14 protein-coding genes and 1 pseudogene are annotated in these 19,417 nt (G+C 47.6%); 12 read left to right on the top strand and 3 right to left on the bottom strand.

Features of this window, described 5'->3' with window-relative positions; genetic code table 11:
- The first annotated feature begins 9 nt into the window (after positions 1 to 9).
- The 9 genes from DWZ60_RS13630 (at position 10) to DWZ60_RS20310 (ending at position 10,877) form a co-directional block, all read left to right on the top strand.
- Positions 10 to 1,197, top strand: coding sequence for a GTP-binding protein (locus DWZ60_RS13630; protein ID WP_119221854.1), 1,188 nt, complete (start codon positions 10 to 12; stop codon positions 1,195 to 1,197).
- A 198-nt stretch (positions 1,198 to 1,395) separates the two neighbouring features.
- Entirely contained in the window at positions 1,396 to 2,355 is a 960-nt protein-coding gene (locus tag DWZ60_RS13625) for a TIGR03943 family putative permease subunit (protein WP_119221852.1), read from the top strand.
- Positions 2,356 to 2,575: 220 nt separating this feature from the next.
- Positions 2,576 to 3,160: an aminoacyl-tRNA hydrolase gene (gene pth, locus DWZ60_RS13620; RefSeq protein ID WP_119207696.1), complete on the top strand. Its 585-nt coding sequence runs from the start codon at positions 2,576 to 2,578 to the stop codon at positions 3,158 to 3,160.
- Positions 3,161 to 3,165: 5 nt separating this feature from the next.
- The gene (gene mfd, locus DWZ60_RS13615; protein WP_119221850.1) at positions 3,166 to 6,690 is read left to right on the top strand and encodes a transcription-repair coupling factor; all 3,525 of its coding nucleotides are present in this window, start codon (positions 3,166 to 3,168) and stop codon (positions 6,688 to 6,690) included.
- Positions 6,691 to 6,877: 187 nt separating this feature from the next.
- Positions 6,878 to 8,287 carry a SurA N-terminal domain-containing protein gene (locus tag DWZ60_RS13610; protein ID WP_119221848.1) on the top strand — a complete coding sequence of 470 codons (1,410 nt, stop codon included), beginning with the start codon at positions 6,878 to 6,880 and terminating at the stop codon, positions 8,285 to 8,287.
- A gap of 261 nt (positions 8,288 to 8,548) precedes the next feature.
- Positions 8,549 to 8,836, top strand: coding sequence for a hypothetical protein (locus DWZ60_RS13605; RefSeq protein WP_055220917.1), 288 nt, complete (start codon positions 8,549 to 8,551; stop codon positions 8,834 to 8,836).
- A 214-nt stretch (positions 8,837 to 9,050) separates the two neighbouring features.
- Positions 9,051 to 9,935, top strand: coding sequence for a homocysteine S-methyltransferase family protein (locus DWZ60_RS13600; RefSeq protein ID WP_119221846.1), 885 nt, complete (start codon positions 9,051 to 9,053; stop codon positions 9,933 to 9,935).
- A gap of 232 nt (positions 9,936 to 10,167) precedes the next feature.
- On the top strand, positions 10,168 to 10,695 hold the full coding sequence (locus DWZ60_RS13590) for an HAD family hydrolase (RefSeq protein ID WP_119221844.1): 528 nt from the start codon (positions 10,168 to 10,170) through the stop codon (positions 10,693 to 10,695).
- Positions 10,686 to 10,877, top strand: coding sequence for a hypothetical protein (locus tag DWZ60_RS20310; RefSeq protein ID WP_119206887.1), 192 nt, complete (start codon positions 10,686 to 10,688; stop codon positions 10,875 to 10,877). Before DWZ60_RS13590 ends, DWZ60_RS20310 begins: the two co-directional genes overlap by 10 nt.
- A 149-nt stretch (positions 10,878 to 11,026) precedes the next feature.
- On the opposite strand, the gene DWZ60_RS13580 is transcribed toward DWZ60_RS20310, so the two are convergent.
- The 3 genes from DWZ60_RS13580 to DWZ60_RS13570 all read right to left on the bottom strand — a co-directional run bounded on the left by DWZ60_RS13580 (position 11,027) and on the right by DWZ60_RS13570 (position 14,079).
- Positions 11,027 to 11,920, bottom strand: coding sequence for an IS3 family transposase (locus DWZ60_RS13580; RefSeq protein ID WP_118750639.1), 894 nt, complete (start codon positions 11,918 to 11,920; stop codon positions 11,027 to 11,029).
- Positions 11,921 to 11,925: 5 nt separating this feature from the next.
- Complete coding sequence (locus tag DWZ60_RS13575; RefSeq protein WP_118720818.1) at positions 11,926 to 12,603, bottom strand: helix-turn-helix domain-containing protein; 678 nt, start codon at positions 12,601 to 12,603, stop codon at positions 11,926 to 11,928.
- 114 nt (positions 12,604 to 12,717) lie between these two features.
- Complete coding sequence (locus DWZ60_RS13570) at positions 12,718 to 14,079, bottom strand: MATE family efflux transporter (protein WP_117761313.1); 1,362 nt, start codon at positions 14,077 to 14,079, stop codon at positions 12,718 to 12,720.
- 299 nt (positions 14,080 to 14,378) lie between these two features.
- Between DWZ60_RS13570 and DWZ60_RS13565 the strand changes: the two genes are divergently transcribed.
- The 3 genes and pseudogenes from DWZ60_RS13565 to DWZ60_RS18715 all read left to right on the top strand — a co-directional run bounded on the left by DWZ60_RS13565 (position 14,379) and on the right by DWZ60_RS18715 (position 19,416).
- Positions 14,379 to 15,953: a carboxylesterase/lipase family protein gene (locus DWZ60_RS13565; RefSeq protein ID WP_119221842.1), complete on the top strand. Its 1,575-nt coding sequence runs from the start codon at positions 14,379 to 14,381 to the stop codon at positions 15,951 to 15,953.
- Between the two features lie 148 nt (positions 15,954 to 16,101).
- A pseudogene (locus DWZ60_RS20920) lies at positions 16,102 to 17,672 on the top strand (AAA family ATPase).
- 220 nt (positions 17,673 to 17,892) lie between these two features.
- Entirely contained in the window at positions 17,893 to 19,416 is a 1,524-nt protein-coding gene (locus tag DWZ60_RS18715) for a response regulator (protein ID WP_119221840.1), read from the top strand.
- The last annotated feature ends 1 nt before the right edge of the window (position 19,417 follow it).

Here is a 19,417-nt window from a genome sequence, read left to right as displayed (position 1 = left end):
GTTAAATCAATGACAAGAATAGACATTATTTCAGGTTTCCTGGGCGCAGGAAAAACAACCCTGATCAAAAAACTCCTCGGAGACGCACTGAAAGGCCAGCAGGTTGTCCTGATCGAGAACGAATTCGGTGAAATCGGAATCGACGGAGGCTTCTTAAAAGATGCCGGTATCGAAATCCGTGAAATGAACTCCGGCTGCATCTGCTGCTCTCTTGTGGGAGACTTCGGCGCAGCATTAAAAGATGTTATCACCAAATATCACCCGGACCGCATCATCATCGAGCCGTCCGGCGTAGGTAAACTCTCCGACGTCATCAAGGCTGTAGACGGTGTAGAAAAAGAAGCAGGCGTAGCCCTGAATTCCGCAACAACCGTAGTCGACGTTATGAAATGCAAAATGTATCTCAGAAACTTCGGCGAATTCTTCGAGAATCAGGTAAAGAGCGCAGGAACCATCATCCTGAGCCGTACCGATAAAGCCGATACGGAAAAAGTAGAGGCAGCTGTAAAAATGCTCCGCGAACTGAATCCGGAAGCACACATTATTACCACACCGGTTGAAGTACTGGGTGGTAAGAAAGTACTCGATACGATGGAAGGTGCCATCATCAACCTTGCGCAGGTAGAAGAGGAAGAGCATCATCACCATCATCATGACCACGACGAGTGCTGCTGCGGCCATGACCACGATGAGGAGCATGAGCACCATCATCACGATCATGATGAGGACGAACATGAACATCATCACCACGACCATGACGGCGAGTGCTGCTGCGGCCACGATCACGACGAGGAGCATGAGCATCATCACCACGACCATGATGACGAGTGCTGCTGCGGCCATGATCACGACCATGAGCATCATCATCACCACGATGACGATTGCGGATGCGGTCATGATCATCATCACCATCATCACGCAGACGAAGTTTTCACAAGCTGGGGTCAGGAGACTGTGAAGACCTTTACCAAAGAGCAGATCGAAGGCATCTTAAAGAAACTTTCCGAGGATACCGCTTATGGTATGGTTCTTCGTGCCAAAGGTATGGTAGCAGGCGCCGATGGACAGTGGATCTATTTCGATATGGTTCCGGAAGAGTACGAAGTACGTGACGGAGCACCGGAATTCACCGGAAGAATCTGTGTCATCGGTTCCAAATTAGCAGAAGATAAGCTGGCAGAGCTGTTCGGACTGTAAAAATACAAAGTAGCTGCGAAAATTACGGTCCGCAGGGTACCTGTGAACTGTAGTGAAGCTGCCGCATCAGAAACAAAATCCGATGTGGCAGCTTTTTTCTTGATTTAGAGACAAAGCAAAAGGTACGCCCGGAATCTCAGACACAAAAGCAAGTGCAGAAAGATTCCGGGAGTACGTCAAAGACAACGGAGGTACAAAATGTACGAAGAAGACGAAGTAGAAATTCCGATTTATCTCATAACAGGATTTCTGGAGAGTGGAAAAACCTCTTTTATCAATTTTACCGTAGCACAGGAATATTTCCAGATTGACGGGCCGACTCTTCTGATCACAACCGAGGAGGGTGAGGTAGAGTATGACGAAAAAGAACTGCTCAAACACAATACAGTACTGGAGATTGTAGAAGGACCGGAGCAGTTTACTTTAGATTACCTGAAAAAACTGAACCGTAAATATCGCCCGGAGCGTATTATTCTGGAATACAATCCGCTCTGGAGTGTAAAAAAACTGGAAGAAATGGAGCTGCCGCGCGGCTGGGGCATTGTACAGGAGATTGTGACGGTCGATGCAAGCTGCTTCCAGATTTATATGCAGAATATGAAATCTGTTTTCATGGAGATGGCAAAAAATGCGGATATGGTTATGTTCAACCGCTGTCGTCCGGAAGATCCGCTTCCGGCATTCCGCCGCAGCATCAAAGTAGTCAACCAGGCATGCGACGTTCTGTTTGAGAACGAAGAAGGCGAAATTGACAACATTTTTGAGGATCAGATGCCGTTTGATACCGATGCCGATGTGATCGAGATTGATGACGCCGATTACGGAATCTGGTATGTCGATATGGGCGACAACCCGGAGCGTTACGAGGGCAAGACGGTTCATTTCCGCGGTATGGTATTAAAGAGCAAAGATGTCGGAGCCGATTTCTTTGTTCCTGGCCGTATGGCAATGACCTGCTGTGCAGATGATACTTCTTTTATCGGCTATGTCTGCAAATGCGCAAGCGCCAAATCTCTCGTGATGGGTTCCTGGGTTGACGTGACTGCAACTGTAAAGTGGGGCTACATGAAGGTTTACGACGGCGAAGGCCCGGTTCTGTATGCAAAAGAAATCAAACCGACCAAAAAGCCGGAGAGTGAGCTGGTATATTTTAACTAAGCATTGCCGAAGCGTTTCAGCGAATAAAAGAGCAGGAAAACGACTGCTCTTTTATTCGTGTTCTTTCTTTCCGGCAGATGGAAAAACAATACACCATTTTACGGTGCGGCGAAACCGCTATTCGATTGTGAGCAGGTAGCGAAGCGGATTGCGAATGTCCGCTTTGATCGTAGCGTGAATAAAAACTGCGCCGGAAAATGGTCTGAAGACAGGAGAATTTATGTATATTATAGTAGGTCTGGGAAATCCAACGCGCCAGTACGAAGGGACGAAGCACAATGTCGGATTTGATACCATCGATTATCTGATCGATGAATATCAGATCTCTTCCTCCGGTACAGGCCACAAGGCTCTGTTCGGAAAAGGCATGATCGCAGGTCAGAAGGTTATCGTTGCAAAGCCGATGACATATATGAACCTGAGCGGTGAGTCCGTGCGGGAGCTGGTAAACTATTACAAGGCAGATCCGGAGAGCGAGCTGATCGTGGTGTATGACGACATCAGCCTGGCACCGGGACAGATCCGCATCCGTAAAAAAGGAAGCGCGGGCGGCCACAACGGCATCAAAAACATCATCGCCAATCTCGGTACCGACCGTTTTATGCGTGTGAAGGTCGGCGTCGGTGAGAAACCGAAAAACTGGGATCTGGCGGACTACGTGTTAAGTCCGTTTACGAAAGACGAACGTCCCCTTGTAAATCTGGCGATCGAGCATGCGGCAAAAGCAATTGAGCAGATGCTGAACGGGGATGTGGACGCAGCTATGAATGAGTATAACCGCAAATCTGCAAACCCGGCAGAGTAAGGAAAATGAAAGCGTTATTAGAACCGATCAAAGAAATTGCCCGTTTTGACGAGCTGTTCCGTGATCTGAAAAAAGGAACCGCAGGTGTGACGGTGATCTCGGGCTGTCTGGAAAGCCAGAAAGCCCACATGATCGCAGGCCTCTCCGAGGATGCCCCGGTGCGGCTTCTGATCGCGGAAAATGAATTAAAAGCAAAAGAATTATATGAGGATTACCGGCTGTACGATGCGGAGACGCTGTATTATCCGGCGAAGGACCTGATTTTCTATCAGGCAGACATTCACGGAAATCTGCTGATCCGGCAGCGGCTTCAGGTGATCCAGGCACTTCTTGAGCGGAAGGAAGTTACCATCATCACCAGTGTAGGGGGATGTATGGACTTTCTTCTGCCTCTTGGCGTGTTCGAAAAACATTGCATCCATCTGCGCAATGACAGCGAACTCGATCTGGATAAAATAAGAAAAGAGCTGGTGCGGCTCGGCTATGAGAGTACCTTTCAGGTGGAGTCGACCGGTCAGTTTTCCGTCCGCGGCGGCATTCTCGATATTTATCCGCTGACGGAACAGAACCCGATCCGGATTGAGCTCTGGGGCGATGAGATAGATTCCATCCGAAGCTTCGATGCGGAGAGCCAGCGGTCGATTGAAAACCTCGAGGAGATCACAATCTATCCGGCATCGGAGCTGATTTTAACAGAGGATACGATTGCGCGCGGCGTAAAAGCTATAAAAAAAGAGGCGAAAGCGCAAAGCACAAAATTCCGCGACAAAATGATGACAGAGGAAGCGGCAAGGATCCGCCGTGCAGCAGAGGAAATCTGCGACCGGATCGGAGAAGGCGAAATTCTGCAGGGAGCGGAGCAGTATCTTCATTATTTTTATCCGGAGACCGTCTCGTTTCTTGAGTATCTGCCGGAGAACAGCCGCATTTTCCTCGATGAGCCGAACCGCATCATCGAGTGTGCCGATGCGCTGGAAGCAGAATTTCAGGAGAGCGTGAGCCACCGTCTCGAAAAGGGATACCTCCTGCCGGGACAGGCGAAGCTGATGTGCAGTACGGCGGAGCTTGTGGCAAAACTGAACCGCCGCGGCTGTGTTGCCGTATCGCTGATGGAGCCGCAGAAGGGCGAGTGGAATATCCGTGACGAATTCAGTGTGACGGTGAAATCGGTCAATTCGTATAACAATCAGTTCCCGCTTCTGGTAAAAGATCTGAAATCCTGGAAAAAAGCGGGTTACCGTATTGTACTGGCGAGTCCGTCGCGGACGAGGGCGCAGCATCTGGCAGAGGACCTGCAGAATGAGGAGATTCCGGCCTTCTACAGCGAGAATGAGGAGCGTGTTCTGAAACCGGGCGAGGTCATGCTGATCCACGGCGCGGCCCGCAGAGGCTTTGAATATCCGATGCAGAAATTTGTGCTGATTACAGAGACGGATATTTTTGGAAAAGAGAAGAAGAAAAACCGGAAGAAATCGGAGTATTCCGGTCAGAAAATCCAAAATTTTGCGGATCTTTCGATCGGTGACTATGTCGTGCACGAGAGCCACGGTCTTGGTATTTACCGCGGTATCGAAAAAATTGAGATGGACCGCGTAACGCGTGATTACATGAAAATCGAGTATGCGGGCGGATCGAACCTCTATGTGCTGGCCACCCAGCTCGATACGCTGCAGAAGTATGCGTCCGGCGAAGCTGCAAAGGTGCCGAAGCTGAATAAAATCGGCGGTCAGGAATGGAATAAGACGAAAACACGGGTTCGCCATGCGGTAAAAAATATCGCACAGGATCTCGTGAAGCTGTATGCCGAGCGGCAGGCGTCATCCGGCTATCAGTTCGGAAAGGATACGATCTGGCAGAAGGAATTTGAGGAACTGTTTCCGTTTGAGGAGACGGACGATCAGCTTGCGGCGATCGAGGCGACAAAGGCGGACATGGAGAGCAAAAAGATCATGGACCGCCTGATCTGCGGCGATGTCGGATACGGCAAAACCGAGGTTGCAATCCGTGCAGCGTTCAAGGCAGTACAGGAGAGCAAACAGGTCGTTTACCTCGTTCCGACCACCATTCTGGCACAGCAGCATTACAATACGTTCGTTGAGCGCATGAAGGACTTTCCGGTGCGCGTTGATCTTCTGTGCCGGTTCCGCACGCCGGCAGAGCAGAAAAAAACGCTGGAGGATCTGAAAAAAGGACTCGTGGATATTGTCATCGGAACACACCGCGTTCTGTCGAAGGACGTAAAGTTCAAAGATCTTGGCCTTCTGATTGTCGATGAGGAGCAGCGGTTCGGCGTGACGCATAAAGAAAAAATCAAACAGCTGCAAAAAAATGTGGATGTTCTGACACTGACGGCGACGCCGATTCCACGTACCATGCACATGAGCCTGATCGGCATCCGGGATATGAGTGTGCTCGAGGAAGCACCGCAGGATCGACAGCCGATCCAGACCTTTGTCTGTGAATACAATGAAGAAATGGTTCGCGAGGCGATTAACCGTGAACTTGCGCGGGGCGGGCAGGTTTACTATGTCTATAACCGTGTCCAGTCGATTGCGGATATGGCGAACACGATCCAGAAGCTCGTGCCGGATGCAAATGTAGGCTTTGCGCACGGACAGATGAAAGAGCGTGAGCTGGAAAAGATCATGTACGGCTTTATCAACGGAGAGATCGATGTGCTCGTGTCAACAACGATCATTGAGACAGGACTCGATATTTCGAATGTCAACACGATGATTATCCACGATTCCGACCAGATGGGACTGTCACAGCTCTATCAGCTCCGTGGCCGTGTCGGTAGGTCGAACCGGACGTCGTATGCGTTTCTGATGTACCGCAGAAACAAGATGCTAAAAGAAGTAGCGGAGAAACGTCTCCATGCGATCCGTGAATTTACGGAGATGGGAAGCGGCTTTAAAATTGCAATGCGTGATCTTGAGATCCGAGGCGCCGGAAATCTGCTGGGCGCAGAGCAGTCGGGCCATATGGAATCGGTTGGATACGATCTCTATTGTAAAATGCTCGCAGAGGCTGTCCAGGAGGCGAAGGGCATCGCACCGGCAGAAGCGTTCGAGACAACGATTGATCTGAATGTCAGTGCCTATATTCCGGACAGCTACATCAGCAACGAGTCTCTGAAGCTTGACACCTATAAGCGAATTGCGGCGATTGAAAATAAGGAAGAGTATGAGGACATGACGGAGGAGCTGACCGACCGCTTCGGGGAACCGCCGAAAAATGTACAGAATCTTCTGGCTGTTGCAGAACTGAAAGCGCTGGCGCACTGTGCGTATGTGACGGAGCTGAAACAGATGGGCGATTCGGTACGAGTCACCTTACAGCAGCATGCAAAAATCGATGTGGCGCGGATTCCGGAGCTGCTGCAGAAATACCGCGACGAACTGAAATTCCAGATGGAGTCGCTGGCGTTTGTCTACACGCCGCGGCGGAGAAATTCAAAGGAAAAGATCGATCTGCTGGAGAAGAGCCATGCACTGGTGGAAGATCTGCTGCAGATCACACAGGAGTGAAATACTCGCATAACCACAAAATCGTGTGAAAAAGGCGTGAACAGGGAAGAAAAAAGTTGCCCTGTATCAACAAAAAGGGTATAATAGGAAAAGCGTTTATAAAAATCGATGCAGGACCGGAAATTCGAACGTGTAAAAAGAAAAACTCTTTTTGAGCATACATTTCGCCCTGCATGAGGAGGAAGTAATGAAAAATTTAAAAGCAAAAGCAGTCTGCGTTATGCTGAGTGCTTCGATGGCAGCGATGGGACTGACCGGCTGCGGTTCCGACAATGTGGACGGAACAAAAACGGCAGTTACTGTAAATGACGAGTCGATTACACTCGGACAGGCAAATTTCATGCTGAGATATCAGCAGGCAACCATGTACAATTATTATTCCAAGATGTACTCTATGTACGGAATGCAGATGCCGTCTGAGATGTACGACAAGGAAGGCGACGATGGAAAGACTACCGGGGAAACGTTCAAGGAGCAGTCTCTTGATACGATCGAAAAAGAGCTTCTGATGCGGCAGCACGCAGAGGAATACGGAATTTCCCTGACAGACGAGGAAAAACAGCAGGCGAAAGAGGCTGCACAGGCATTCGCAGATAAGAACGGTGACGATGTGATGAAAAAGCTGCACGCAACCGTTGAGGACATCCAGGATGCACTGGAGCTGTATGTTATTCAGACCAGAATTTATGATCCGATCATCGCAGATGTAGATACCGAGGTATCCGATGAAGAGGCAAAGCAGACCTCCATCAGCTACATCACGGTATCCACAGCAGGAACCGAGAAGGATGACGATGGAAAAACGATTGATTTGACGGACGAGGAAAAAGCGGCAAAGAAAGAAATCGCACAGAGATTCCTGGATCTCTTAAAAGAGTCTGAGGATCCGGCAGCCGCATCGTTTACCGATCTGCGCAAGGAGCTGAACGATCAGTTAAATGCGGAGAATACCCCAGATTCCACCGATTCTGCAGATGGCTCCGATGAGAGCAGTTCTTCTTCCGATGCTTCCGACACAAGCGCATCCGACGCTTCAAGCGCGAGCACATCGAGCAGTTCCGACAGCGATTCCTCCTCTGAGGTTTCTTATCTGACCTCTTCCGAGACATCCTTTGGAACCGGATCGGAGAAAGACGATGACGATACCTGTTCTCTTGGAGATAAAGTAGCGGAAGAAGCAGCAAAGCTGAAGGATGGCGAGTATTATGACGGTGTCATCGAAGGCGACAATGCATATTATGTGATCCGTGTAGATAAAGCATTCGACGAGGATAAAACCGAGTCCAGAAGACAGACTATCATTTCCAACCGCAAATCGGATAAGTACAACGATACACTGGACGGATGGGTGAAGGAGAGCGATATCAAGGTCGCATCCAACTGGAAAAAGCTTGAAGTAACGGACGCAGATCTGTATACGATGACAGTTGACAGCGCTTCTACAGATTCCACAGATGGAACCACAACCGACAGCACAACAACGGACAGTACCGCAACGGACAGTACAACGTCTGACAGCACGACATCAGGCAGTACCGAAACGACATCGACAAGCAGCACAGGCACTGCTTCAACGTCTTCAAGCACTGCAGAATAAAAGCATACGATACGGGACAAACGGCAGCCGGATCTGGGAGAGGGGTCCGGCTGCTTCGCGATTTTTCTTCCATTTCGCATGGCTCTGAATCGTTACAAAAAAAGAAAATAATAGGGAATTTGTAGAGTAAATTGACAATAGTAAGAAGTTCATTTAAAATGAAATTACAACCAGAGTGTATCTCGCAAATTGCGGAAATAATTTTTCAGACACGCTCTAATGTTCAGGCGAAAACGATGTACCAGGAAAGAAGGTGGAGAAATGAAGAAGGCAGTAATTTCCGTACTTGTCGGTACAGCAGTATTGGCTTTCGTTGCGTGTGGAAAAAATGCTGCAACGGAAAACAGTTCCGATTCGGGTGTTTCAACGGTATCGGCATCCTCGCAGGTGGAAAATGGACAGAAAGCAACCCGTGTGAACCAGGGAACAAATTTGTCTCCGGGGTCACCGAAGAATATCCCGTCCGGTGGGGGGAACAGCTCGGGCAGGACACATCATTCGGAGACGCATCATTCGGAGACACATCATTCAGACGCGCATCATGATTGAGAATGTCGGGGTTTGCTGAACATCCGTGAACAGAAACAGACGAAGGGGTATCCAAAACGGATACCTCTTTTCTACTTGTCGGGAAAACAATACAATGCTATACTGAACATGAATTTGACGCGAAAAGTGCGGCAGGTTCAGAAAAAACAGCCGGGATTTGTCAGTATACGCGGACATGTGCTGCAGGTAACTCGGGCAGAATGGAGAAAAGAAAATGACAAGAGAAGAATTTGAACAGCTTGCCGGAGCAGGTGTCATTTTATTGGATGGCGCAACCGGATCAAATCTGACAAAAGCGGGAATGCCAAAAGGAGTCAGTACAGAGCTTTGGGTTCTGGAGCACCCTGATATTCTGGTAAATTTACAGAAGGCTTACGTGGAGGCGGGAAGCCAGATTGTCTATGCGCCGACCTTTGGTGCAAACAGATTGAAATTAGCGGATTATGGAAGAGAAAACGAGGTGGAGGAGCTGAATGCACGCCTGGTGGACATCTCGAAAAAAGCGCTTGCCGGAACAGGCGCGCTGATCGCGGGAGATTTTTCTACACCAGGAAAAATGCTGCAGCCAAAAGGCGATCTCTCTTATGAAGAGCTGCTGGAATCCTACACAGAGCAGGTAACAGCGGTAGCAAATGCGGGCGTTGATCTTCTGGTAGCGGAGACGATGCTGAGCGTGGACGAAACGTGTGTCTTTATGGATGCTGCACTTTCTGTCTGCGATCTGCCGATTATGTGTTCTCTGACGCTGGAAGCAGACGGTTCTGCCCTGTTCGGCGGAAACGCTGTGGAAGCAGTTGAGACACTGCAGGAAATGGGAGCATCCGCCGTAGGACTGAACTGCTCGGTCGGACCGGATCAGCTTGAGGCAGTCGTAAATTCCATGAAAAAAGTGGCAAGAGTACCGGTTATCGTAAAACCGAATGCCGGCCTGCCGAAAATCACGCCGACCGGTGAGGCAATCTACAGCATGGATGCGCCGACGTTTGCAAAATATATGAACATTCTGGTAGACGCGGGTGCAGGCATTGTCGGCGGCTGCTGCGGAACAACACCGGAGTATATTCGTCTGGTGAAAGAAATGCTGGATGCGAGAAAGTAAATCAAAGATTACAATTCGCAGGAAACTGTGAGATGTAATGAATTCCCCTGTTGCGGACAAAATCTGTACGGGGGAATTTTTTTGCAAAACAGAGTTCAACGATCTGGTCTGATGGAAAGCCCGGGTGGAGAAAAAAGATAGGAAGTCTGGAAAAAAGACATGGAATTGTGGAGAAAAGTCTGGTAGAATACGTGTCGTGTGGAAAACTTTCCGTAAGAAAGGATGATGAAGGATGTATCAGAATTATATTTTTGATTTATATGGAACTCTGGTAGATATACATACGAATGAAAAGAAAGCGTATCTCTGGAAAAAAATGAGCCTGTTCTTCGGCATGAAAGGGGCCGCCTATGAGCCGAAAGAACTCCGGATGGCGTATGAGACAAAAATCAAAGAGCAGGAAGCTGCGCTTAAAATGGAATGCCGCGGCAGCCATGTACCGGAAATCGACATTGCGGATGTGTTCCGGCAGCTGTTTGAGGATCAAGCTGTTTCGGTAACGGAAAAAGAAATTGCAGATCTGGCGAAAATGTTCCGTGCGATTTCGATAGAAGAACTGAAACTGTTCCCCGGCGTGCCGGAAATGCTGCAGCGTTTAAAAGACGCAGGAAAGAAGGTTTTTCTGCTGTCCAACGCACAGGCGCTTTTCACCGCGCCGGAAATTTCCTTGCTCGACCTGACAAGATATTTTGACGGAATCCTGCTCTCATCGGATGCCGGTGTGAAAAGCCGGATCCGGCGTTTTATGAGATGCTGCTGAAGCAGTATCACCTCGATCCGGCAGAATGCCTGATGACAGGAAATGACGACATCGCTGACTGCCACGGTGCAGCCTCTGCCGGAATCGCAAGCTGTTACGTGGCAACGCGCCAGTCACCGAAAATCAATGGTCCGCTGCCGGAAAACTGTGAGAAGATCGCGGCGATTGCAGAGTTGTTCTGATTAAAGAGCATTCAGCAGCACTCCTGAAAAAATAATGCGAAAAAATGGACTGTCGCACTACGTTCATTTTCTGAACCGCTCCCCGTCAAGTAGACAATTGAAAAAATATAAATTTTTCCTGCCAGTAGAAATTTATCTGCTGGCAGTTTTTATGCAGCTTGCAAGTAAATTTCATGTTTTTCCATTGGCGTTAAAATTCCAAGATTCCTTTGCAAGCGTTTATTGTTGTAGTAATCTATATAATCTTCGATCATTTTTACGAGAGTACCTCTATCAGTGAATCGTTTTCCATAATATCGCTCTCTCTTCAGAATTCCCCAAAAGCCTTCCATTGGTCCATTGTCGATACATTTAGCAACTCGCGACATGCTTTGTATTATTCCAGCAGTTACAAGTTTTGTATGAAATGTCCTGTTCGTATATTGGAATCCTCTGTCACTGTGAAACAGTGGCTGCGCACCAGGATTTCTAAGTAAAGCATTGTCTACCGTATCAAACACCAAAGCATTGTTGCTCTTATCACGAATAACATACGAAACAATCCGTCTATCATATAGATCCAGTATTGCACTTAGATAAATTTTATGCTTTTCCATCCCAATATAATAATGGAATTCTGTCACATCAGTGAGCCATTTTTCATTTGGTGCTTTGGCAGTGAACTCCCGATTAAGTATGTTTTCAGCTATATACTGAGGGCTTGCAGCCTGTCTTGTGCATCCGTTGTTAGAATACTTGATAGTTGATTTTATATTAAGTTTACGGCAAATGCGTAGCACACGTTTATCGTTTACATCAATACCATGATATCGTTCCAAATCATCCCTGATCCTTCGATAGCCTTTATCCGGTGAGTCTGTGTGAATCTTTTCTATCTCGTCGGCAATAAGCCTATTCTTTTGCTCACTTTTAGGAATTTCTCTGTGTAGCCATTTATAATAAGCTGCTCTAGAAACTTTACCAAGTTTACAAAGTGCAGCGATTGGATAATTATGTTCTTTGTGTTCTTCTTTGATTGCCTGATATATATGTTCATGACGGATCAGGCTTAGCCCCGCCTCCTCTCTATTTCTTCGAGTTTTTTTAAAAAAGATGCCTCCATTTCAGCACGTTCTTTCTCTGCTTTTAAAATTTTAACTTCAGCACGCAGCTTTTCTAATTCACTCATCTCATCGGGACGTTTTCGTTTGCCACGGTTATCTCTTAAAGCTTCCACTCCACCAGCTTCATATTTGACTATATAATTGCGAGCCTGTTGATAGGACACCTGGTATTGTTCTGCTGTTTGGGCATAATTACGATCATGTGCGATACAATACTGTACTATTTCAACCCGTTCTTCAAAAGTGGTTTTTCTTCCTTTGGTCATGATAATGTTTCCTCCTGTTCCAGAAGATTTTAATTCTTCATGACCATTATACTTCTTTATCCAGATTTGTAACTTAGCTTTTGAACGGATTCCGTATTTTTTGCAAATATCATCCTGAGAACCATAGCCTGCTAAATAATCTAAGACTGCTTGTTGTTTCAATTCTTTGGAATATTTTTTATTTCCTTTCAATGTGAATGCATTTGCTCCCATAGATTCATAGTTTCGAATCCATTGTTGGACAGATGCGAGACTTACATCAAACATATCGGCAATTCGCCGTTGGCTTTCTTTTCCATCCAGATATAGATTTACAGCATATGTCTTATCCTCAACAGATACTTTTCTTTTGGACATAAAATATGCTCCCTCCTAAGTGACAAGTTTTTATTATTTCACTTGTCTACCTAGAAGGGAGCATATCATTCTTAGTGCGACAGCCCCTTTTGCTTATGTCAGGAAAGGAATCCTTCAGTTTTTCCGCATTCCTTTATCCCACCGGAATTTCCGATAGCAGGCATAGATCAGAACACTGCATACCAGCCATCCCGCCGGATAACCAAGTGCAATCGGAATGATGGAATCAAATATATGAGACATCACAAACAGATAAATCTGGCGGAACACGACGAAGCTTCCGAGCATTACGATCATTGGTGTTCTGGTGTCTCCTGCGCCACGCAGGACGTTAGAATAAACCTGGTTGACGCAGCAGAGAATGTAGAACGGGGAGAGGAGATACAGGAACAGGGTTCCGTAACGAATCACAGCTGCCTCCTGGTTAAACAGATAGACCATTTGCGGAGCGAAAATCAGCAGAGGAATCATCATCACAATGGTTACAAGCTCAGCAAGCAGGAATGCGGTTGTAGCACCCTTCTTTGCACGGTCAATGTAGCTGGCACCGACGTTCTGTCCGGTGAAGGTGGTCGAAGCAAGACCAACACTCATCATCGGCAGCATCATAAACTGGTCGATTTTCATGCAGGCACTCCAGCCTGCCATAACATCCGAGCCGAATACATTGATATAGGACTGCACGAAAACGTTGGAAACGGAAGTCACCATCTGCTGGATCGCTGCCGGCAGTCCGACGCAGACGATGCGGTACAGCAAAGACCAGTCCATGCAGAGCTTTTTCCAACAGATGCGGTATGGGCCGTCTGTTGTGGTCAGCACATACAGCGTCAGAACCGCCGAAAGGCACTGTGCAATAACGGTTGCAAGCGCCACACCCTCGATTCCCATGCCGAAGGAAACGACAAACAAAAGATCGAGCACGGTATTGATAACAGCGGAAAAAATCAGGAAATACAGCGGATGGCGGGAATCGCCGACAGCGCGGAGAACGCCGGAGCCCATGTTGTAGAACATCAGACCGGCAACACCGCCAAAGTAAATTTTAAGATACGTTGCTGACTCGCGGATGACGTCGTTCGGCGTACTCATCATGCGGAGCATGTACGGTGTAATGAAGATGCCGAGAATAGTAAAGACAATAGAGAGAAAAAATGTCATCACCAGTGTCGTGCTGACGGTGCGGCTGACCTTTTCATCCGCCTTTGCGCCATAATACTGAGAGATAATGACACCGGCACCGGTGGAAAGTCCCATGAAAAAGCCGATCAGAGAATTGATGATTGGACCGACGGAGCCGACGGCGGCGAGTGCTTCCTTGCCGACAAAGTTGCCGACAACGATGCTGTCAACGGTGTTGTAAAGCTGCTGGAAGAGATTTCCGGCCATCAGCGGAAGCGAGAAGAGAAGAAGCTGTTTCCAGATAGAGCCCTGGGTCATATCGCGGGCTTTGCTCTTTTGTACTGTTTTCGTCATAGTAGTCCCCTTTTTTACGTTGATTTTACCTTCTTTTTTATTGTAGCACTTTGAAGTTGTGATGGAAATATCAGTTTTTGACGCGATTTTCGGACTTTATTGATATAAACAGCCGAAAATAAAAGTGAAAAGAATTGTTTCTGAAAAAATTGTCTGGTATAATAAGGAGCAGATGCGTAAATGCAAAAACAACAGATGCTTCAAAGACCGGTGCAAAAACGGAAAGATCAGGGGGATTTTGCGGTGGTTTTTTGGAAACTGCGCGTCACAGAACAGGATAGAAAGAAGGTAACTGAAATATGGGAGATTATTTTGTATGCAGTAAAACAGATCCGGTAGTAGAGACAAAGGCGGGAAAGGTACGCGGCTTCCGCCTGAATACGACATACGCGTTTCATGGAATCCATTACGCCGAGGCGGATCGTTTCCAGATGCCGCAGCCGGTGAAACCGTGGAAAGGAATCAAAAATGCACTGGCATACGGCTATGTATGCCCGCTTTTAAAGCAGGATGAGCCGAACATGGAGGTGCTGGTACCGCATCGCTACTGGCCGCAGGACGAGCATTGCCAGAACCTGAATGTCTGGACACAGAGTCTTGATCCGGGTGCGAAAAAGCCGGTCATGGTATGGCTCCACGGCGGCGGCTTCAGCGCCGGCTCTGCGATTGAGCATGTGGCATATGAGGGGGATCACTTAAGCGAGTTCGGTGATGTCGTTGTTGTTTCCGTGAACCATCGGCTGAATATCCTCGGTTATCTCGATCTCTCGCCGTTTGGCGAAAAATACAAAAATTCTGCGAATGCAGGAAACGCAGATATGGTAGCTGCATTGCAGTGGGTACATGACAATATCGCGGCATTCGGCGGAGACCCGGAGAATGTTACGATTTTCGGTCAGTCCGGCGGCGGTATGAAGGTGGCAACGCTGATGAATACGCCGGCAGCAGACGGCCTGTTCCAGAAGGGTATCATCGAGAGCGGTGTTTATGAGGCAAAGGTTTATCAGAAAGAGGACGGAGACGGCACCGCGATTGTGAAGGCTCTGTTAAAAGAACTGAATCTGGACGAGTCCGAGGTGGAGAAGCTTGAGACGATCCCGTATTATGAGCTGTCAAATGCGTACAATAAAGTTGAGGCAGAGGTTGCTGCGAAAGGCTGCTATATCGGACAGGGACCGATGGAGAACGGCTGGTTCCGCGGAAATCCGATCAAGTGCGGATTTACGGATCACGCTAAAACGATTCCTGTGCTGGCAGGAACCAACATCGGTGAGTTTGATTTTGGACCGGTTGTGCCGGGAAAACATGAGATGAACCGTGAGGAACAGATTGCGTTCCTGACGAGAAAATATGGTGATGCAACGCCGGAGCTGATTTCTCTTTTTGAAAAAGCATATCCGGACAAAACAATTGTGGATCTGTGGTCTGTGGATACGTTCTTCCGTCCGGACACGATCGAATTCATTCGTCAGAAATCGGAGTTTACAGAAGCGCCGACCTATTCCTACCAGTTTACCTATGAATTCCCGATCGATGGCGGAAAAGCCGCATGGCATTGTGCCGAGATTCCGTTCGTATTCCATAACATCAACCGCATCGCCGTATGCAATGTCCCGGGCGAAACAGACCGTCTGCAGGAGCGTATGGCCACCGCCTGGATCAACTTTGCCCGCTACGGAAGTCCGGAAACCCCATCCCTCCCGAACTGGCCGGCATGCACCCCAGGGGATGAAGCAACCATGATTTTCGACAGAACCTGTGAAATCCGCCGCAACTTCGATCACGAGCTGGTGAAAAAATTGGTGGAAACCGAGTATAACCCGATGACACCGGTTGTGGAAGACGAGGAAGAGGACGCGTTCTTTATTCATTAATTAATTGACTCATAGCAATCCCAGAAAAAACAGCCAGAATGTTTTGCCTCAGTTAAAAACATTCTGGCATTTTTCAACTTATGCTAAATTGAACTTAAGGCAAGAATATCGTATGATAGAGGTAGAAAGAGAAAGGCGCAGGTGGAATATGGGAGTTTATCTGAATCCGGGAAATGAAAAATTTGCAAAAGCGGTTCAGTCCGAAATTTATGTGGATAAAACAGGGCTGATCGAGTATACCAATCAGGTGATTAATACTGTGCAGAGATATGTCTGTGTCAGCCGTCCGCGGCGCTTTGGAAAATCTATGACGGCGGATATGCTGACGGCTTATTATGGGAAGGAATGCGATTCCAGAGAACTTTTTTCTGGATTGAAAATTTCTCAAAATGCTGTATTTGCACAGCACTTAAATCAATATCCTACGATTTTTTTGAATATGCAGGAATTTCTGAGCCGGAGCAAGGAAATTGGCCAGGTGATTGACCGTGTTCGAAGAATGCTGCTGCGGGAACTGAAAAACAGTTATCCGGACGTGGACTACTTTGACGATACGGATCTGGTAGAATCGCTGCAGGATATTTATGCGGCAACAAAACAGTCGTTTGTCATTATCATTGATGAATGGGACTGTGTTTTCCGGGAATATCAGCAGGATAAAAAAGCACAGGAAGAGTATCTTGATTTCCTGCGGGATTTTCTGAAAGATAAGGTTTACGTAGCACTTGCCTATCTGACGGGTATTCTGCCGATCAAAAAATATGGAACCCATTCTGCACTGAATATGTTTGATGAATTTACAATGCTTGATCCAGGGCCGCTCGCAGAATATGTAGGATTTACGGAGCAGGAAGTAGAAGAACTCTGCGGCCGGTATCAGATGGATCTGGCAGAAATTAAAAACTGGTATGACGGCTATTCGTTCCCGGGAGAAAGTTCGGTTTACAGCCCGCGTTCGGTTGTCAATGCCATGCGATTCCGGAAAATCGGCAATTACTGGAATCAGACAGAAACATTTGAAGCACTACAGTGGTATATTGATCTGAATTTTGACGGCCTCGGGATGACGTACTGCAGATGATGGCAGGGAAAAAGATTCCGGTGAACACGGGCAGTTTTACGAATGATATGACAACTTTCCGGACAGAGGATGATGTGCTGACACTGCTGATTCATCTTGGATATCTTGGTTATGAGGAACAGAATAAATATGTTTTTATTCCGAATGCCGAGGTACAGTCAGAATATGCCAGTGCGGTAACCGTTTCCCAATGGGGAGATATTTCAAAGGCACTGAAAAATTCCGCAGATCTTCTGCAGGCTGTGTGGGAAAAACAGGAAACACAGGTAGCAGAGGGAATTCGGCTGGCACATTTTGAAACGTCACAGCTTCAGTACAATGATGAAAATGCGTTGAGCTATACGATTTCACTGGCGCTGTATGCAGCACGGAATTTTTACACGGTTTACCGTGAACTGCCTGGGGGAAAAGGGTTTGCGGATCTTGTTTTCGTACCAAGAAAAAGATACCAGGACAAACCGGCGCTGGTTGTAGAACTGAAATGGGACAAAACAGCAGAGGGTGCGCTTGCGCAGATTAAGGACAAAGAATATTGCAGAAGTCTGGAAGAATATCAGGGAAACTTGCTTCTGGTAGGAATTAATTATAATAAAAAGACAAAAGAACATGTTTGCAGAATTGAGGAATATCAGAAGTAAAAGGGAGAGGACGAAGGCCTGATTCGGGACAGGATGAGTGGTGTCCTGAAATCATGTAATAGAAAAACCAGAGTCGGATGAGAATGTTTTCACCGGCTCTGGTTTTGCGTTTCCGGTAACGGTTTTGAGCGGTAAATGCTATGCAATTCTGCCGCGGGAATGGTATAATAAAACCAGTATGCGCCGCTTTAGGCAGGCTGCTTAGAAAGAGGATCGATGCATGTACACATATCTGATTGTAGATGATGAAATGATAGAGCGAAAGGGCATTCGGATGCTGCTTTCGCGGATGAATATCCGGGAGAATATTCTGGAGGCCTCCAATGGAGAGGAAGCGCTGGAGGTGTTTGAAAAAGAGAAAATTGACGTACTGCTGACCGACATCAATATGCCGTTCATGGATGGAATTGAGCTTCTTTCCCGGATTCATGAGGCGTATCCGGGGACGGAAACGGTGATTTTCAGCGGGTATGATGAGTTTTCCTACGCAAAAAAGGCGATTTCCTACGGTGTTTCCGCCTATATTTTAAAACCGGTCAACCCGGAAGAATTTGAAAAGGTGGTTGGTGAAATCACGGAAAAGCTTGCAAAAAGTGAGCGTGAGGAAAAACGGAAGGACGAAAGCATGGAGTTTCTGCGGGAACATTTGCTGTATCTGATGGTCAATGGGCAGAGCCGCAGCGCAATGCAGGAGAAAACACAGATGCTTCTCGATATGAGCTTTGTCCGGGATTTCTGCCGTATGGTACTGCTGGAGTGTGCCAACAACTATTTTGAACAGGTAAACAGCGAACAGATTGAAAAGATGCAGAGCGATTTGCAGATGCCCTTTCACTATCTGAACCTGAACCCACAGCAGTCCATTCTTTTTTTCAGCGAGGAGCCGGATGGCGGCTGGGAAGCCTTCGGACGGAAGCTGTACCGGTATATCCGCGAAATGTGGGATCAGGAATGCTTTCTGGCCGTGTCGGGTGAGATCACGCCGGACTGTGAGCTTTACGATGCATTTGCGCAGACGGAGCAGCTCATGGAGCGTCGCTTTTATCACACGGGAAACCACGTTTTCCTTCCCTTTCAGGAGGAGCAGTCTGAGGTGCTGGTGCAGATTGATGCTGAAATCCTGATCCGCCAGATCCAGCAGGACATTCGCATGAAGGATCTGGAGAGTCTGCGGGAACACTTTGATCAGTTCTGCGAGAAGTATGAACATCAGACGATTTTCTCCCAGATTTACATTAAGTTTATGTTTTCCAATCTGCTGAAAGAGATTTACGACAATCTCGAGAGAAAAGATGAGCGGGAGCTGGACCGTGAGATTGACGCCCTGTATCACAGCAGCAACATGGCCGGTGTGATTCAGGCAGTCCGTATGGGTATTGAACGGCTTGAAACGGTCTTCCGCGCGGACGGTGGTGTTGCGAAACGCAGAGAAGTCGAGCAGATCAAACAGTATATCCGCGAGAACTATTCTGACAGCGGCATGGGCGTCGACCAGCTTGCGCGCGAGGTCGGCATGACACCGAATTACCTGAGCAGCATTTTCAAGAAAAATACAGGAGAAAACCTGAGCCGTTATTTAAAAAGCTTCCGCATGGAGCGTGCGCGGGAGATGCTTGAAAATACGAATGAGAAAATCGGTATAATCTGCGAAAAATGCGGTTTTGTGAATGTGTCCTATTTCTGTCAGAGCTTCCGCGAATTTTTTGGAATCAGCCCGCAGAAATACCGGGATCAGGGGGAGTAAG

This window comes from Blautia sp. AF34-10 (assembly GCF_003477865.1).
GTDB classification, from domain to species: domain Bacteria; phylum Bacillota; class Clostridia; order Lachnospirales; family Lachnospiraceae; genus Fusicatenibacter; species Fusicatenibacter saccharivorans.
This window is presented reverse-complemented; position numbering and strand designations above follow the sequence as displayed.